The 17,188-nt window shown below is 64.1% G+C and carries 14 protein-coding genes and 3 pseudogenes; 9 read left to right on the top strand and 8 right to left on the bottom strand.

Annotated features, from left to right (window positions below):
* Nucleotides 1-13 precede the first annotated feature (13 nt).
* Nucleotides 14-1,231: pseudogene (locus KBX17_RS03905) on the bottom strand (glutaminase); the annotation flags it as partial.
* A gap of 62 nt (nt 1,232-1,293) precedes the next feature.
* Between KBX17_RS03905 and KBX17_RS03900 the strand changes: the two are divergent.
* Nucleotides 1,294-1,437: an SDR family NAD(P)-dependent oxidoreductase gene (locus KBX17_RS03900; RefSeq protein ID WP_005287518.1), complete on the top strand. Its 144-nt coding sequence runs from the start codon at nt 1,294-1,296 to the stop codon at nt 1,435-1,437.
* 14 nt (nt 1,438-1,451) lie between these two features.
* On the opposite strand, the gene KBX17_RS03895 is transcribed toward KBX17_RS03900, so the two are convergent.
* The 5 genes from KBX17_RS03895 to KBX17_RS03875 all read right to left on the bottom strand — a co-directional run bounded on the left by KBX17_RS03895 (nt 1,452) and on the right by KBX17_RS03875 (nt 6,791).
* Nucleotides 1,452-2,099 (bottom strand): MIP/aquaporin family protein, encoded by a 648-nt coding sequence (locus KBX17_RS03895; RefSeq protein WP_005287521.1) that lies wholly within the window; start codon nt 2,097-2,099, stop codon nt 1,452-1,454.
* A 123-nt stretch (nt 2,100-2,222) separates the two neighbouring features.
* On the bottom strand, nt 2,223-4,457 hold the full coding sequence (locus KBX17_RS03890) for a copper-translocating P-type ATPase (protein WP_256018563.1): 2,235 nt from the start codon (nt 4,455-4,457) through the stop codon (nt 2,223-2,225).
* A 51-nt stretch (nt 4,458-4,508) separates the two neighbouring features.
* On the bottom strand, nt 4,509-4,835 hold the full coding sequence (locus KBX17_RS03885) for a heavy-metal-associated domain-containing protein (RefSeq protein ID WP_255994682.1): 327 nt from the start codon (nt 4,833-4,835) through the stop codon (nt 4,509-4,511).
* A 109-nt stretch (nt 4,836-4,944) separates the two neighbouring features.
* On the bottom strand, nt 4,945-6,072 hold the full coding sequence (locus KBX17_RS03880) for a cell wall metabolism sensor histidine kinase WalK (protein ID WP_255994681.1): 1,128 nt from the start codon (nt 6,070-6,072) through the stop codon (nt 4,945-4,947).
* A complete protein-coding gene (locus KBX17_RS03875) occupies nt 6,069-6,791 on the bottom strand; it encodes a response regulator transcription factor (protein WP_255994680.1) in 723 nt (240 codons plus the stop codon). Before KBX17_RS03875 ends, KBX17_RS03880 begins: the two co-directional genes overlap by 4 nt.
* 404 nt (nt 6,792-7,195) lie before the next feature.
* On the opposite strand from KBX17_RS03875, the gene KBX17_RS03870 reads away from it, so the two are divergent.
* The 5 genes and pseudogenes from KBX17_RS03870 to lnt all read left to right on the top strand — a co-directional run bounded on the left by KBX17_RS03870 (nt 7,196) and on the right by lnt (nt 11,948).
* Nucleotides 7,196-7,771 (top strand): CueP family metal-binding protein, encoded by a 576-nt coding sequence (locus KBX17_RS03870; protein ID WP_255994679.1) that lies wholly within the window; start codon nt 7,196-7,198, stop codon nt 7,769-7,771.
* Nucleotides 7,772-7,842: 71 nt separating this feature from the next.
* Entirely contained in the window at nt 7,843-9,354 is a 1,512-nt protein-coding gene (locus KBX17_RS03865; RefSeq protein WP_255994678.1) for a multicopper oxidase family protein, read from the top strand.
* 149 nt (nt 9,355-9,503) lie between these two features.
* A pseudogene (locus KBX17_RS03860) lies at nt 9,504-9,836 on the top strand (TlpA family protein disulfide reductase); the annotation flags it as partial.
* Between the two features lie 33 nt (nt 9,837-9,869).
* Nucleotides 9,870-10,250, top strand: a pseudogene (ccsA, locus tag KBX17_RS03855) (cytochrome c biogenesis protein CcsA); the annotation flags it as partial.
* Nucleotides 10,251-10,406: 156 nt separating this feature from the next.
* Nucleotides 10,407-11,948 carry an apolipoprotein N-acyltransferase gene (gene lnt / locus KBX17_RS03850; RefSeq protein ID WP_255997221.1) on the top strand — a complete coding sequence of 514 codons (1,542 nt, stop codon included), beginning with the start codon at nt 10,407-10,409 and terminating at the stop codon, nt 11,946-11,948.
* 230 nt (nt 11,949-12,178) lie between these two features.
* On the opposite strand, the gene KBX17_RS03845 is transcribed toward lnt, so the two are convergent.
* The gene (locus KBX17_RS03845; RefSeq protein ID WP_255994742.1) at nt 12,179-12,931 is read right to left on the bottom strand and encodes a M23 family metallopeptidase; all 753 of its coding nucleotides are present in this window, start codon (nt 12,929-12,931) and stop codon (nt 12,179-12,181) included.
* Between the two features lie 107 nt (nt 12,932-13,038).
* Here KBX17_RS03845 and KBX17_RS03840 point away from each other — a divergent pair, with 107 nt between their 5' ends.
* Nucleotides 13,039-13,365, top strand: a complete 327-nt coding sequence (locus KBX17_RS03840; RefSeq protein ID WP_256018562.1) for a hypothetical protein — start codon at nt 13,039-13,041, stop codon at nt 13,363-13,365.
* A gap of 546 nt (nt 13,366-13,911) precedes the next feature.
* On the opposite strand, the gene KBX17_RS03835 is transcribed toward KBX17_RS03840, so the two are convergent.
* Nucleotides 13,912-14,163, bottom strand: coding sequence for a type II toxin-antitoxin system prevent-host-death family antitoxin (locus KBX17_RS03835; protein ID WP_006840758.1), 252 nt, complete (start codon nt 14,161-14,163; stop codon nt 13,912-13,914).
* Nucleotides 14,164-14,349: 186 nt separating this feature from the next.
* Between KBX17_RS03835 and KBX17_RS03830 the strand changes: the two genes are divergently transcribed.
* Both KBX17_RS03830 and KBX17_RS03825 read left to right on the top strand, forming a co-directional pair.
* Nucleotides 14,350-14,559, top strand: coding sequence for a heavy-metal-associated domain-containing protein (locus tag KBX17_RS03830; RefSeq protein ID WP_255994675.1), 210 nt, complete (start codon nt 14,350-14,352; stop codon nt 14,557-14,559).
* Between the two features lie 170 nt (nt 14,560-14,729).
* Complete coding sequence (locus KBX17_RS03825) at nt 14,730-17,066, top strand: cation-translocating P-type ATPase (RefSeq protein WP_255994674.1); 2,337 nt, start codon at nt 14,730-14,732, stop codon at nt 17,064-17,066.
* Nucleotides 17,067-17,188 lie beyond the last annotated feature (122 nt).

Below are 17,188 nucleotides of genomic sequence, written 5' to 3'. Positions count from 1 at the left end.
AGGATTCGGTGAAGTCCTTGATGGATTCGACACGGGTGCCGTCGGAGAATTCGTAGTCCGGCATGGCGGCTTCCGGGTCGTAGACGGCGACTTCATATCCTTCCTCGCGGAACTGGCGCAGCCCTTCTTTGACCAGGCGGCGGCCGGCCATGTTGAACGATGTCACATGGGTGAAGTCGAGGACGAGCTTGTCGCCGACCAGGTGGCGCTCCACCAGGTCGTGGAGGATCGTCTCGGCGGCGGTGAAGTTGATCATGCCCTGCAGCTCGACCACGTTGGTGTCACCCTGGCGGTGCACGGTGCGGATACCCGGCGCGGAGTAGTAATAAGAACCCATCATGTGCAGACCGAGGGTCTCCGACATGCGCTGGAAAATCTCTACACCGCGCACGGAGTTGCCTTCCTCGTTCAGCCGCGGGCTTAACGACGCCGCACCAAGCTGGCCCGGCAGCGTCCCGATCAACCCGCCCGACACACCGGACTTCGCGGGGATACCCACGCGGCTCATCCAGCGGCCCGAACCGTCGTACATGCCGGCAGACGCCATGACGGCCTGTGTGAGCCGGCACGCCCGCGCAGAGAGCACCCTCTCCCCCGTCACCGGCTGCAATCCACCGTTGGCCAATGTCGCCGCCATGATAGCCAGGTCTTTCACGTTCACCATGATCGAGCACTGGCGGATGTAACTGGCCACGACTTCTTCCACGTCGCCCTTGATCATCCCGTACTCGCGGAGCATGTGCCCCAGGGCGAGGTTGCGGTCGGCGCTGGAGAGTTCGGCGCGGGCGAGGTTGTCGTCGAGAAGCAATTCGCGTCCCGCGAGCTTGCTGAATTCGCGCAAAACAACCCCGTCACCGGCGACAAGCTCGTTGACCACGATCGCACCGGCGTTGATCAGCGGGTTGGCGGGACGGTGCGTGTCATCCAGCGACAGCTCATTGAACGCCTCGCCCGACGGTTCCACGCCGACGTACTTATGGACCTCTTCCGGACCGACCATGTCCAGTGAAAGCGCGTACACGAACGGCTTCGAGATGGACTGGATGGAGAATTCATACTCGTCATCCCCCACCGAATACAGGTTGCCGCTGCGGGTGCACAGCGCGAGCGCGAGCTTGTCCGGGTCAGCGTCGCGCAACGTCTCGATGTAGTCGGCGTTGTTGCCCTCTTTGTTGTCGCGCACCTCGTCGAGGATCGCGTTCAAGTAGGTCGGGATGGGGGTCGCAGGCATGCGGCCCAGTGTAACGCCCGAACCCACAAACACGTGAGGTTGTTTCCTCTAGGATACGACCCATGAACGCAGAGCAGAATGCGCAGAAGTACGCCATCGTGACGGGTGCCGCATCCGGCATTGGCAAGGAAGTCGCTCGCCAACTTGCCGACGATGGATGGCACGTCGCCATCACCGACATCAACGCCGATGGACGCGAAAGGTGAGCTTTCCGCCAGTCTTAGGCCTGCAGGTCGTGCTCGACGTCAGCCGGGCTGAGAACGCGGAACGCGAGCGCCGCCAAGGCTGCACCAACCAGCGGCGCGAGAATGTAGAGCCACACGTTGTCCCACGCGAAGTTGCCGTTGACGCACAGCCCAATTGCCACGGCCGGATTGAACCCGCCGCCGGAGATGGGGCCGACAGCGAAGGCACCGGTCATCACGGTGGCACCGATGGCCAGGCCAAAGAAGGAGTTACCGTCGGTCTCTTTGGAGGTGGCCACATTCAGCACGACCCACACGAGGATGAAGGTGAACACGGCCTCTACAACAAAGGCCGGCAGAGACTGGATCTGCGCAGCCTCGACCGGATCAGAGATGACGGCACGGGTCAGCAGGGCGCCAAGGATGCCGCCGACGATCTGAGCAGCCCAGTAGATGAGCATCTCGGTGGCGGTCATAGCACCGCGAATCCAGGCACCGAGGGAGACAGCCGGGTTCACGTGTCCACCGGAGATGTGGCCGGTGGAGTACACCAGCACCATCAGTGCCATACCAATGGCTACGGGCGCGAAGTTGTCGGCAGCGGCGACAGCGGTGATGATGGTGAAGACGAACAGCAGGGTGGCCAGGGCCTCCGCGAGCGCCTTGCGTGCAATATCGTTCATGGAGTTTGTCTTTCTTGCTCGGGACAGGCCCGGCGTTTGGCTACGTGCCGGACACATGACGGAGCAAGCATATACAAAAGGAGAAACCCGCTGTTAATTTAACAGCGGGTCAACCTCGAAGGGTCAGCGACCGTTGGTCACGGGAGAGGCGGACCTGGCAGGGTCCTCCTGTCGATCGGTGGGGGCTAGGTGGGCCGGGTCCAGATCGATCCGGCGTAGCAGCTGGGCGTTCAGGGCCACCACGATGGTCGAGGCAGACATCAAGATCGCGCCCACGGCCGGGGAGAGCACCACCCCGATGGGGGCGAGCACGCCGGCGGCCAGCGGCACGGCGAGGATGTTGTAGCCAGAGGCCCAGATGAGGTTCTGGATCATCTTGCGGTAGCTGGCCTGCGAGAGCTCAATCATCGACAGCACTGCCCGCGGGTCATCACTGGCCAGAACCACTCCGGCGGATTCCATCGCCACATCCGTGCCGGCCCCGATGGCGATACCGACCTCCGCGCGGGTCAGAGCGGGGGCGTCGTTGACACCGTCGCCGACCATGGCCACGCTCAGGCCACGCTCCTGTAACTGGGTGACCTTGGTGTCCTTGTCCTGGGGCAGGACCTCGGCGAAGACCTCATCGATCCCCAGGTCCTGGCCAACCGCCTGGGCCACCTGCTGCGCGTCGCCGGTGATCATCGCGACCTTGACCCCGCGGTCCTGCAGGGCTTTCACGGCGGCGCGGGATTCGGGGCGGACCGTATCCTCGACGGCCAGGGCACCGATGATCTGTCCGTCCTGGACCACGTGGAGGACTCCGGCCCCGCGTTGAGTCCACTCCCCAGTCTGCTCTTCGAGCACACCGGGGTTGGTCAGGTTGAATTCGCGGAGCATGTTCGGCCCGCCGACGAGGATCTCGGAGCCATCAACGGTGGCGCGCACGCCCCGGCCGGAGGCCGCGGTAAAACCGGTGCCGCGCAGCACCATTCGTGAGGCCTCGGGGTGCTCACCCGCGGCGGTAACAATGGCGCGTGCGACGGGGTGCTCGCTGTCAGCCTCGGCCGCCGCCGCAATAGCCAGCAGCTCGCCCTCGGTGATGCCCTCGACAGCTGCGACACCGGTGACACCGTGGGCACCCTCAGTCAGGGTGCCGGTCTTGTCGAACAGGACCACATCGACGGTGCGCATCCGCTCCAGTGCCATCCGATCCTTGATCAACACCCCGGACTTGGCCGCCCGCTCGGTGGAGATCGCAATCACCAACGGAATCGCCAATCCCAGGGCGTGCGGACAAGCGATGACCAGCACCGTGACCGTGCGCACCACGGCATCGTCCGGACTGCCGATGATGGTCCACACCACCGCGGTGATCAGAGCGGAGATCAGCGCGAACCAGAACAACAACGCCGCCGCCCGATCCGCCAGGGCCTGGGCCCGGGAGGAGGACTCCTGGGCGTCGGCAACCATGCGTTGGATCCCGGCCAGAGCGGTGTCCCCGCCGGTAGCCTCCACCCGGATGCGGACGGTGTTGTCGGTGGCCACGGTACCGGCGACCACCTTGTCACCGGTGTCGCGGAAGACAGGTCGGGATTCGCCGGTGATCATCGCCTCGTCGAATTCAGCCGCTCCGTCGATGATCGTGCCATCCGCCGGTACCCGGGCCCCGGCCCTCACCAGCACCACGTCATCGACGCTGAGCTCCGAAATGGCCACGGTGCGGGTGGTCCCGTCGATGACTTTCTCGGCCTCATCCGGCAGCAGGGCAGCCAGCGCGTCAAGCGCGGAGGACGCGGCCCCGAGAGCGCGCATCTCCAGCCAGTGGCCCAGCAGCATGATGGTCACCAGCAGGGCCAGCTCCCACCAGAAGTCCAGGTCAAAACCGCCCAGCCCCAGAGTGGTGACCCAGGAGGCGACAAACGCCACGGTGATGGCCATGGCGATCAGGAGCATCATCCCGGGTTTGCGGGATTTCAGTTCTTTCCATCCGCCTTTGAGGAAAGGCGTTCCGCCGTAGACAAAAATGACGGTGCCGAGAACCGGGGGAATCCAGGATGAGCCCGGGAATTCGGGGAGGTGGTAGCCGAGCAGTTCAGCGACCATCGGGCTGAAAATAACGACGGGAATGGACAGAATCAGCGACCACCAGAAACGCTGCCTGAACATCGCCGTGCTATGGCCGGCGTGTTCGCCGTGACCATGAACGTGGTGGTCTTCGTCCAGGGCGGAGTGCGGGTGATCGTGGGGCATCGCCTGGCCGTGGGTGTCGGCATCTGCGTGGTGTTCGTGGCTGGCATGATCCGGGTGGTGGGTGTGGTCTGTTTCCGGAGTGGGGTGATCACCATGGTGATCGCCGGAATGGTGGAGAGTGCTCATGGCGTTCCTTCCGCTCAACCCGGTCGGGGTCGAGATGATGGGTAAAACTGATCAGGATAAGACGGTGTAGCCGGCCTCCTCGATGGCCCGGCGAACCATCTCCGGAGGTACGACACCGGTGACCGTGACGGTGGAAACACCACCAGCAGCGAGATCAATCTGGACGTCGTCGACCTGGGGGAGGGCCTGAAGGGCCTGGGTCACGCTTTTCGCGCAGTGCCCGCAGGTCAGGCCGGTGACATAGTAGCTAGGGGAGGCCCCTCCTGCTGAGGAATCGCTGGCGGCAGGGGTGGAGGCGGTGTCGGCACGTGAGGCAGGTCCGCAACAGCTGCAGCCGTGGGAGACCATCGGCAAGAGGCGGGGCGGCGAGGTGATCATGGGAAAGCTCCTACGGGTCGGTGGGATGCGGTAACGCTCGCTAGCATATACCCCCCCGGGGTACATTTTCAAGGGGTGGAGGGCACGGCCCTCACGGGGCAGGGTGTGGTCACCGAGCAGCCTCCTCACTGTCGGGAGGGGACAGCGGGAGGCGGAGGGTGAACACCGCTCCGTGACCGGCTCCGGGTGAGGTGGCGGTTAAGGTGCCGCCGTGAGCTTCGATCAGAGCACGGGAGATGGTCAGGCCGATGCCGGCCCCACCCTTGTCCCGGCTCCGGGCGGCATCCCCCCGGTAGAAGCGTTCGAAGATGTGCTCGAGCTGGTCGGGCGGGATGCCGTCGCCGGTGTCGGTGATATCAATGAGCGTGGCGGAAGCCCCCTGTTGGCGGACGATGACCTGGACCCGTCCACCGGTTGGGGTGTGCCGCAGGGCGTTGGACAGCAGGTTGCCCATCACCTGGCCGAAGCGTTGCCGGTCCACCATTACCCGGGCGGTGTCGTGGCCAGCCTCGATGTGTAGACCGACGCCTTTGTCGGCGTAGGCTTCCCCCGCGGCGGCGGCCGCGACGTGGAGCAGTTCATCGAGTCCTTCCTCGGCTAGGTCCAGATCAATGCGGTCTTCCTGGGCCCGGGAGACATCGTCGATATCCTCGATCAGCCGGGTCAAGCGGGTGAGTTGGTCGGACATGATCCGGTGGGTGGACAGGTCCCAGTCCACGACACCGTCCTGGAGGCCATCGAAGTAGACCGCGAGGACCGACAAGGGGGTGCCCATTTCGTGGGCCAGGTCCGAGAGCATTTGGCGGCGGACCTGTTCGGTGTGTTCCATCCGATTAGCCATGGTGTTGAAGGCTTGTGCCAGCGTGCTCACCTCCGGGCCGGCGTTCCCCGCGGGGACGCGTACCCGGTAGTTGCCACCGGCGACGGAGGCGGCCGCGCGCGTCAGGCCCTGCAGGGGAGTGCGCAGCCGACGAGACAACCACAGGCTGGCCAGTAGGGTGCTGATCAATGCGGTGGGCAGGGCCACGGCCAGGGTGATCAGGTTGGCGTCCCGGTAGGCCTGCTCGGCGTGAAACAACTCCAGCGAGGGATCTTCCCGGCCGATCATCAGCATATGGTCGTGGAACAGGGCCGGGCCTACGATTGTGGCTACGGTCGCGGCCACCAACAGGCTGATCACCACGACCGCCACCTGGGCGGCCAGGAAGCGGAAGGTCAGGCCGGGTCCGTGCTTCATGGTTGCCCCACCCGGTAGCCCACTCCACGCACGGTTTCGATGAAGCCCCGCCCCCGGGTATCGGTGCCGAGCTTGCGGCGCAGGTTGCCGATGTGGACATCGACGATGCGCTCGTCCCCCACCCAGGTGGTGTCCCAGACCTCGGTGACCAGGTCGTGGCGGGTGAGCACCTGGCCTGGGCGCAGGGCCAGGGTGACCAGCAGCTCGAACTCCGTGCGGGTGAGATCCACGACCACCTCCCCCACCTGCACCTTGTGGGCGGCGGGGTCAATGGTGAGCTCACCGACGACAAACGGGGCGGTAACCTGCGGCGGGATGGTGCTGGTGCGGGGGCGGCGTAGCACCGCATGCACCCGGGTCACCAGTTCCCGGATGCCGAAGGGTTTGGTGATGTAGTCATCGGCCCCCAGGGTCAAACCGGTGATCTTGTCGTCCTCGGTGCCGCGGGCGGTGAGCATGAGAATGTAGCAGTCCGAGAAGGTGCGGATCCGTCCGCACACCTCTAGACCGTCGAGTTCGGGCAGACCCAGATCCAACACAACAACATCGGGGGAAAAGCGACGGGCCTCGTCCACGGCCTGAGTTCCCGTGTAGGCCTGACGAGCCTCGAAGCCTGCCCGGATGAGGTAGGTGGCCACCATCTGGGCCAGGGGTTGTTCATCGTCGACCACCAGCACCCGCCCCGGGGGCGTGGCGATGGTCAGTGCGCGGTCATCCATAGGATCCAGTATGGTCCCGGCCAGGGGTGATGCCATCCTCGCTCGGTGCTCGCCGAGGACATCTTCATTAAATCTTCAAAAACAACCCCTGGATCGCTCTCGTTTCTGTGTCCCCTCACAGACCAAGAATGTTGCCTTCACCGGTGGGGGAAGCAGGTGCTACCAGGGGTTGGGCGCCCCGCGCCAGATACCGGGGGCGGGGTAGCAGGACAGCAACCCGTGGTGGGGCGGGCCAGTTCAGGTGTGACCCAGCCCACCGATCGCGCCCCCTTTTCACCGTATTTCAAGGCTGCGAGCAGGGTTTTTGGTTTTCCGGCCGGCCGGCGGACGTGCTAGAGAAAGATGAAGCACCGACGCATAAGCGGTGCCCTATCACGGTCTAACCACGACCCAAGGAGATTGACGTGAAACGAGCAGCGATCGCAGCCGCCGCCCTCGCCCTGACCCTCACCGGATGCTCAGCCCCCGACTCGGAGCCCGCTGTCACCGCGGAAGTGAGCCAGGATAAGTTCTTGACCGCCCACGGTCTGGCCGCCATGGACGCGGTGGAGATCATTGATCACCTCGACCGGCAGAAGGTCACTGAGCGTCCTACGGATCTGATCGCCTCAGTGCGTGCCAATGAACTGCTGCTCTCGGATGAGAACCAGGAGGTGGCTCTCGACCTGCCCCAGGACCTGACCTACGTCTCGATTGCCCCATATGTGACCCAGACCCATGACTGCTTTTACCACAGTCTGACCACCTGCCTGGGTGAACTGCGCAATGCGCCCGTCCAGGTCACGGTCACCGATGAGACCACCGGGGAGGTCCTGATCGACGAGCAAACCACCACGTTCGACAACGGGTTTATTGGCTTCTGGCTTCCCGATGATGCCACCGGCCTGATTGAGGTCAGCTACCAGGGGCGTACCGGCACCACGGAGTTTTCCACCACCGCTGACGGCGCAACGTGTGTCACAGACCTGCGCCTGACGTGATGGCTCAGCAGGGTCCTCACCTGCGCCTGTCTCCCGTATCACTGAAATCTTACACCATGGAAGGTTAAATCATGACGAACGCGTTTTCCCGACGACAGTTTCTGCTCGGCGGGCTCGTCCTCGCCGGCACCGGGGCCCTGGTCGCCTGCGGACAGGGCAACAGCACCTCGGCCCCTGCCGCGTCCTCCTCGTCGTCATCCTCCTACCCGACTCCCCCGAATCTTCCCGCGCCTTCCGTCCGCAAGACGCTGACCGCGCGGCCCATGTCGATCGATATCGGCGGCATCGAAGCCAAGACGTGGGGATATGTCTCTGACACCGGGGATGCGGCCATTGAGGCCACCGCCGGCGACGTCCTCCAGGTCGATATCACCAATGAACTGCCTGAGAGCACCTCCATCCACTGGCATGGCATCGCACTCCACAACGCAGCCGACGGTGTGCCCGGCATGACCCAGCCTCCCATTGAGCCTGGTCAGTCGTTTTCCTATGTGTTCGAAACCCCCCATGGAGGAACCTACTTCTACCACTCCCACAGCGGCCTACAACTCGACCGGGGTCTGCACGCCCCTCTGATCGTCCGCGACCCGGACGACGCAGAGGATCAGGACGTCGAATGGACCATCGTGCTCGACGACTGGCTGGACGGCATCGACGGCAGCAGTCCCGAAGATCAGCTGACCATGTTGACGGGGATGGACATGGGCGGACACGGAAACATGGACATGGGTGGCCACGGCGGGATGGATATGGGTGGTGAGGGGGGCATGATGGCCCACGGCACGCCCGATCTGGCTCTGGGTGGAGATGCCGGTGATGTCATGTATCCGCACTACCTCATCAACGGACGCATTCCCCGGGCGCACCGAACGTTTAATGCCCGACCGGGGGATAAAGCCCGCCTGAGGTTCATCAACGCGGGCGCTGACACCATCTTCAAGGTGGCTCTCGGTGGCCACCGTATGACCGTCACCCACACCGACGGCTTCCCTGTCCAGCCCTGGGAGACCGAATCGATCTACCTGTCGATGGGCGAGCGTGTCGACGTCGAGGTCATCCTCGGCGACGGCATCTTCCCGCTCACGGCTTTGGCGGTGGGTAAGGACGACCGCGCCTTCGCCGTCATCCGCACCGCCGGCGGCCAGGCCCCCCGCCCCGATGTCGACTTCCCCGAGTTGTCGTCCACCGGACTGCTTCTGTCCTCCCTGAAGCCAGCAGACCGTGCACTCCTGCCCGAGGGCACACCAGACCGAGAAGTCAGCATCGACCTGGGCGGGCAGATGATGCCGTATGAATGGAGCATTCTCACCGACGGCCAATCCTCCTCCGCGACCGTGCAGGAGGGCCAGCGCCTGCGGATGGTCATGCGCAACAGGACCATGATGCCCCACCCCATGCACATCCACGGACACACGTGGGCGCTGCCCGGCAGCGGCGGGCTACGCAAGGACACCGTCCTTCTCCGCCACGGTGAAACCATGATCGCCGACCTGATCGCTGACAACCCCGGTGAGTGGGCATTTCACTGCCATAACGCCTATCACTTGGAAACCGGGATGATGAGTTCCCTGCGGTACGCCTAACCCCACAGCATGGTCGGTCGCTGGGGTGAGCTGGGTCGCTGCAGACCACCCACCGGGCAGCACGATGACCTTCCTCGGTGTTGTGGTCTTCCGGGACAACCAGAACACCGTCTTCTTCCCCACCGCCCCGGAATAAGGAGATCTAATCCATGCCGAGCACACCCCGCAGAGCCGCCATCGCGGTTGCCGCGGTGCTCACCGCCGTGACCCTGACGGCCTGTTCCTCAGGCGACGGCGCCCGAAACGCCGTCGCCGTCGGGGGCACCTTCCAGTTCCACTCACCAGGAGGCCAAACCGAGATTATCTACGCAAAGGAGGAACGTGCCCCGCTGCCGGACTTCTCCGGCCCGTCGCTGATGGAGGAGGGTGAGGAGATCAGCCTGTCTGATTTTGACGGCGAGGTCGTCGTCCTCAACGCTTGGGACCAGTGGTGTGCACCGTGTCGGGCGGAAGTCGATGACCTGCAGCTTGTCCACGCAGATCATGGAGATGTACTCGTACATATTTCCCAGCGGCTGCGCATCTGGCAGCCGAAGGGTGCGGAGCGTGGCTTCTTCGGTGCTGTGGCCAAGCCGCTGCCGAGTGCGAAAAAGCTTGACGCCCTGGCCTACAAGTCCGCCATCATTACGTTGCCCGTACTGGGGTTGGGCATTGTTCTGGGTGCGATCTGGGCGGAGGCCTCGTGGGGCCGGTTTTGAGGATGGGATCCGAAGGAGACCGCATCCTTTATCTCCTGGGTGCTCTATGCCGCCTACCTGCATGCCCGTGCCACGGCCGGGTGGCTCGATCACAAGGCCGCGTGGATCAATATCCTGGCCCCGGCCACGATAATCTTCAACCTGTTGTTCATCAACCTGGTCGTCTCCGGCCTGCACTCCTACGCCGGCCTGAACTAAATCCGGATTCGTCAACGCTTTGCCGGACCCCCAGATCCACTGGGAAAGTACTGAAAGTTGCTGTCACATGACTCGAAGGATTGGGCATATATTCACAACTGAGCAACAACCCGAAAAAGGCCGTGATCTCCGATGAAGGCTAGTACTGCAGCAGACGTGACAGTCTCACGTCTTTCCCGGGGGATAGCCGGCGATAACTGGCGCAGATTGGCCGGTCCCACCGCGCTCATGATGGGAGCTGCGGTGGTCTGGTGGCTGGCGCTGCCGCCACGCGGTTGGTGGGTGCTGTTCCCGGTGGGCGTGACTATGTTCATGCTGGCTTTGGCAGGTCAACCACTACGTAACCGTTTGTGGCTCGGTGGGTTGGGCGGGGTGGCGCACTACGCTCTTGCTCTGCGCTGGCTCACCGACTTCAACACTGCCGGATACGCTGCTGTTGTTGCCGTTCAGGCGCTACTGTTAATGCTGGTTGCCGCGGTATCGCCTAACGAGGCGGCTTTTCGCAGCCGCTGGTCGGGCTGGTGGCTGCTCACCCCTGCTGCCCTGGTGTTATTGGAGGCTGTGCAGCACCGGTTCCCGTTCGGCGGTTTCCCGCTGTCCGCTTTCGGATACAGCCAGACCGATGGTCCTTTCATGGCGGCAGCGCCCCTGGGTGGGACTCTCCTGGTGACCGCGTTGGCCGCAGTTGCGGGGGCCGTTGTTACCGCTGTCATCTTCGGGCCGAGACGAGCCCGTGCAGCATCCGTGGTCGCAGCGGTCGTGGTACTCGCGGTACCGGCGTTCGCGCCAACGATCGTAAATGATACGGCAGAAGGCAGCCTTGACGTCGTGCTCGTGCAGGGTGGAGGCCCCCGCGGGCTTCGCGCGGTCAATACCGATCCGTTTGATACGACCCGCCGGCACCTACAGGCTGCCGAAGATATCACCGGGGACCCTGATCTGGTTCTGCTGCCCGAAAACGTCGTCAATATCGACGGCTCAATCGACGGGACGCGCGTTGATGCAGCTTTCGCTGAACTGGCCAGGCAACTCGACACGAACATCGTCGTCGGAATTACCGAATCCGAGGATCAACATTTCCGGAACGCATCCATAGTGTGGGGACCGGACGGGACCCGGTTAGGACGCTATGAGAAGCATCATCGTGTGCCGTTCGGCGAGTACATCCCTATGCGCAATCTGATTGAACGACTCAGCGAGGACGCACGGTTCATCCCCCGCGACGCCATTGTCGGAGAGGGACCGGCGGTGCTCGATCCCAGCGGGACACCACGATTGGGGATCGTCATTTCTTATGAGGTCTTCTTCGCCGACCGGGTCGCCGATGCCGTTCGCAATGGTGGGCAGCTACTCCTCGCACCGACCAACGCCGCGTCTTTTGTGACCGAGGAAGTACCTGCAATTGAAGTGGCCGCATCCCGGATGCGTGCCCGCGAGTTTGGCCGCACCGTTCTCCAGGCTGCCCCCACCGGATACTCCGCAGTTATCCAGCCCGACGGCACAGTCTCACAACTCAGTGGCCTGGGCACGAACGAACTGCTGACGGCAACCGTTCCCCTTCATACTGGTTTGACGCCGTATGCGCGCATGGGGGATACGCCCCTGTTGGTTCTCGCGATGCTGGCTCTTGCATGGCCTGCGGTTACCGGCTTCGTCAGCTGGCGCAGGAGAAGGCAGGTTACGGAAGTATCCCACTAAACGTGGATTACGGCACCTGCTCCTCGTTGGCGGGACGCTCGCCGCCCCCATATATGACGAGCACGGACTGCCTCCCCTGTGCCCCGGTCTGCCCTGCCTGGAGAAGCTATCAAGTCCGGGCTGTGTCGGCGATGAGTGAGAAGCGTCTCTGCGGTCTGAGGCGGGTGCCTCACGCCCAGTCACTGCCGCCGGTTCCGGTGTCGGGGCCGGTCCTGGTGAGTGCGGGAAGGTTAGAAGGTGACGCCGTGCTCGGCGAACCAGGGCAACGGGTCGACCGCCCCGCTGCCAGTCGGGTAAAGCTCGAAGTGCAGGTGAGAGCCGGTGGCAAACCCTCGGTTGCCCATGCCAGCGATCCTCTGACCAGCGGTGACGCGTTCCCCAACGGTCACGTCGAGAGTCTCCATATGACCGTAGACGGCAATCGAGCCATCATCGTGCTGGATGCGGATCCACTGCCCGAAACCGGAGGCCGGGCCGGAGTCGATGACAGTGCCGCCCATCGCCGCGAGGATCGGGGTACCCACGACGTTGGCGATGTCGATACCCGCGTGGAGGGTTCCCCAGTGCACGCCGGAACCGGAGGTGAAGGTGCCTTCAGCGGGCTTGACCACCGAGGGCGCGCGGGCAGCGCGCTCGTTCTCGGCCCGCTCGGCGTTGTACTGGATGGCCTTGTCCAGCTGCTCGTCGATGTTGGCGACCGGCTTGAATTCGGAGATCGCGAGAATCTGCGGTGCGGCCTGCGTCCCACTCGAGGACAGGGCCGTGTCGTTGGTGGCCAAATCCACCTCGACGGTGGCAGCCTCCGGGGAGACCGGAGCCTCGACCTCGGCCGGGGCTTGCAAGGCGGCGGCCGTGGCGCCACCGACGCCGGCGGATGAGACCGTGCCGGCGGCTACAGCCACGAGGGCGAGACGCCCCTTGGTCTGCGAGGTGGTGATCGTGCGGTGTTTTCCTCCGGATGACCGCGAAGCCTTCAGGCGCATGACTCGGTCGTGCTGGTACTGGTGTTTGGAGACGGCAACCATGGGCCCAGTCGCCATGGGTTGGGGATGCCGGCCGAGGGGGCGTTCCTGGTCCAGGAGCACCTCTAATGGCGAGAGTGATGACCCCACGAATACGCAAGGCCGCGCTGGTGGCACATGTGGTCTGCTCGGTCGGCTGGCTCGGGATGGTGCTCGCCTTTATCGCGATGGCGGTCATGGGGATAGTGAGCGCGGATGAGATGGCGGTCCGGGGGACGTATCGGGTGATGGAGCAGGTGGCGTGGTGGGCGCTCGTTCCCCTGGCGGTGGCCTCGCTGGTGACCGGAGTCCTTCAATCCCTGGGGACGACGTGGGGATTGTTCCGACACTACTGGGTGGTGTTCAAGCTGGGGCTCACTGTGGTGGCGACAGGTGTGTTGGTGCTGTACATGTAGACTTTCGAGTATCTTGCCCGGGTGGCGGCAGACCCGGGCGTGGGGCTGGAGGCCGTGCGGAATTTCTCCCCGGTCCTCCACTCCGTGGCAGCAGCCTTGGTATTGCTGGTGGCTACGGTGCTGGCGGTGTACAAGCCGCGGGGTCTGACCCGATACGGGCAACAAAAAGAGGCCCCGCTAGCAGCCTGATGCTGCGTGCCTCAGCTGTCCATTCCTTATTTGTTCAGGTTCGGTAGTCATGCGTCATGCGCAGGAACGCCAGGGACCGGCCTCATCCCACTCAACGATGCGAGTATGAGTGCCTGTCTTCCTTGGAACCGAGACGCTGATCAGCTCACCGTCATTGACGGCCGTGGACTACCCAGCTACAGCACTCCCCGTCGCCGCCCCGCAACTTTTCCACTCCGCCGAGACGGCGGAACGTGGGCCAGGGCGTCGATGGCGGTGGCAATCACTGCTGCCATTGCCGGGCCAGCGTGCGGAGGGCTGTCGCAGTTGAAAGCTTATCGATGATCAAATACCGCGGCACAGGTATGGACAGGCACGTCAGTCCAGTTCGAGGTCGGACGTGAACTCCTCGTGGGAGACACCGCCCGCCTCCTGGCGGGCAGCCGCTGCGGCACGGATATCCTCGCCATCCTCCAGCGCCTGAACCGCCCGGTCGTAGAAGTCCGGGGAGACCACCACCGCCCGGCGGCGGGGCCCGCGACTGAGGATGGTGACCGGTTCACGTTGGGCGGCATCAAGATAGTGGCTTTGTTCGCTGCGGAACTGACTGAGGGTGACCGTGATGCCCATACCCTTTAACGTACATTTTGTACAAGAAGTGCAGCAACGATCGCGGCCGTTCCGGAAGTCCTGCCCGCCGAACGGGACGCTTAGGGGCAGACACCTCCTTGACTGATACCCCCCATGGGTATAGGTTGAAGGTTGTTGGGACATCTCCACTCCTGCCCTTCAGGACATCAAGGAAAGGATCATCTGATGAGCGCCGTAACAAAGAAGTACATCATCGAAGGCATTACCTGCGGACACTGCAAGTCCTCCGTGGAGGAGGAGATCGGCGAGGTCGCCGGTGTGACCATGGTGGAGGCCACCGTGGATACCGGGCAGGTGACCGTCACGGGTGAAAACTTCACCGACGACGATGTTGTCGCCGCTGTCACGACAGCCGGTTACACCGTCAAGCCCTAATCCCGGGGCCCGGTCCCCGCCTCAGGTAGACACGGCCGGGCCAACCCTGTTGGATATGCCCATCAGGCCCAGCCATGCCGGTTCGATATCCCCGACGGTGCATCTGTGGGCGGGCCTTTTGGGACCTCGGAGATGCACCTCACCACTGTTTGCTGAAGGACTGATCACTGATGATTCAGACTCAACCGTCGGTTGACCTACTCCAGGTCGATCTGGGCGTCACCGGCATGACCTGTACGTCGTGCTCAGGGCGGGTGGAGCGCAAGCTCAACAAGCTCGATGGCGTGGAGGCCACCGTCAACTTCGCCACCGAATCCGCCTCCGTCAGTTACGACCCCACCAAAGTCGACGCCGATCGGCTGATCGAAACCGTGCGGGGTGCCGGGTACGACGCGTTCACCATGGGGGATCAACACGCCTCCGCCGTGGACAGCGGCCCGGAGGAGGACACCGAGGTGGTCGGTGACCGCCACGAACAGGCCCGCGAGGCCGAGGCCACAGACCTGAAGTCGCGTCTGATCGGGTCGACGATCCTCTCCGTTCCGGTGGTCGCGATCTCGATGATCCCGTCCCTGCAGTTCATGAATTGGCAGTGGGCCCTGCTCGTCCTGTCCACCCTGATCTACTTCTACGGTGGCGCCCCGTTCCACCGGGCGACCTTAACCAACCTGCGTCACCGCTCGACCACGATGGACACGCTCGTGTCTCTGGGCACTACCGCTGCGTATCTGTGGTCGCTGTGGGCCTTGTTTTTCGGCAACGCCGGGCACCCCGGCATGGTCATCGAGATGAGCCTGCTGCCCCGCCATGACGGCATGGACCACATCTACCTCGAGACCATCGCCGTAGTCATCACCTTCCTGTTGCTCGGCCGGTGGTTTGAGGTCCGCGCCAAGGGCCAGTCCTCCGCGGCGCTGAAGTCCCTGCTGGACATGGGTGCGAAAGACGCCGCGGTGATCCGCGACGGTGAGGAAGTCCGCGTCCCGGTCTCCCAGCTGACAGTCGGTGACGTCTTCGTCGTCCGCCCGGGTGAGAAGATCGCCACCGACGGTCGTGTCATCGAGGGCACCTCGGCCATCGACGAGTCGATGCTGACCGGCGAGTCCGTTCCCGTCGAGGCCGCCCCTGGCACCCCGGTCACGGGCGCGACGATCAACACCTCCGGTCGACTGCTGGTCGAAGTCACCCGCACAGGTTCGGAGACCACGCTGTCCCAGATGGCCAAGCTGGTCACTGACGCCCAGGCGAAAAAAGCCCCGGTCCAGCGCCTGGTGGATAAGATTTCCTCGGTCTTCGTCCCGACGGTCATTGTCGTCTCCATCATCACCCTGATCGTCCACCTCGCCCTCGGCAGCGGGGCGAACTGGGCCTTTTCCGCCGCAGTCGCGGTGCTGATCATCGCTTGCCCATGCGCCCTGGGACTGGCCACCCCGACCGCCCTGCTGGTGGGCACCTCCCGGGGCGCGCAGCTGGGCTTGTTGATCAAGGGCCCGGAGGTCCTCGAATCCACCCGCCAGGTCGACACCATCGTCATGGACAAGACCGGCACCGTCACCTCCGGGGTCATGTCGGTCACCGGCGTCCACGCCGCCGACGGCTACACCAACAACGAGGTCCTCGCCTTGTCGGCGGCCGTCGAAGCAGGCTCCGAGCACCCCATCGCCAAGGCGATTGTCACCGAGGCCGAGCGCTCCGGGAACATCCAGGAGGCCACCGACTTCGACAGCACCGCCGGCCGGGGCGTCACGGCCACCGTCAAGGGTCACGTCGTCACCGTCGGCCGTCCCGCCGGCCAGCTGCCCCGTGACCTCACCACCGCCTTCGACCACGCACAGTCGCAGGGCGCGACCCCGGTGGCCGTCTACGTCGATGACCAGCCCGCCGGTGTGGTCGTGGTGCGCGATGCCATCAAAGACTCCTCAGCGGAAGCGGTCGCCCAGTTCCGCAGGCTGGGGTTGAGTCCGTACCTGCTCACCGGCGATAACGCGAAGGCCGCGGCCGCCGTCGCCCAAGAGGTGGGCATCGATGCGGCCAACGTGAGTGCCGAGGTCATGCCGCAGGACAAGGTCGCGGTCATCGAGAAGCTGCAACATGAGGGCAAGAAGGTCGCCATGGTCGGCGACGGCGTCAATGACGCGGCCGCCCTGGCCCAGGCCGATCTGGGTCTGGCCATGGGGGCGGGCACGGATGTGGCCATAGAGGCCTCCGATATCACCTTAATGAACAACGACCTGCGCTCCGCGGGCGATGCCATCCGTCTGTCACGTCGCACGCTGGGCACCATCAAGGGCAACCTGTTCTGGGCGTTCGCCTACAACGTCGTGCTGATCCCGGTCGCCGCGATCGGTTTCCTCAACCCGGGGTTGGCGGGCATTGCGATGGGCTTCTCCTCGGTGTTCGTGGTCTCCAACTCCCTCACGCTGCGTAGATTCAAGCCCTCCCACGACAACACCAGTTCCTCACCGCAGCCCGCTCGCCCCTCCGTGCGGCAGCCGGTCACCGCCTAATCCGCATCCTTTTCTAGCGATAAGGAACCCCGTGTCCTCCTCCTGCGGCTGAGTCCCTCCAATAACACTCAGACCTCCGTCCCCAAGTACCTGCTCCTGACCTCTCCCCCGGCCCCACCCGG

Source organism: Corynebacterium sp. CCUG 65737 (genome assembly GCF_024454115.1).
GTDB classification, from domain to species: Bacteria; Actinomycetota; Actinomycetes; order Mycobacteriales; family Mycobacteriaceae; genus Corynebacterium; species Corynebacterium genitalium.
Note: the sequence above shows the minus strand (reverse complement) of the source record. Positions and strands in the feature narration are given on the sequence as shown.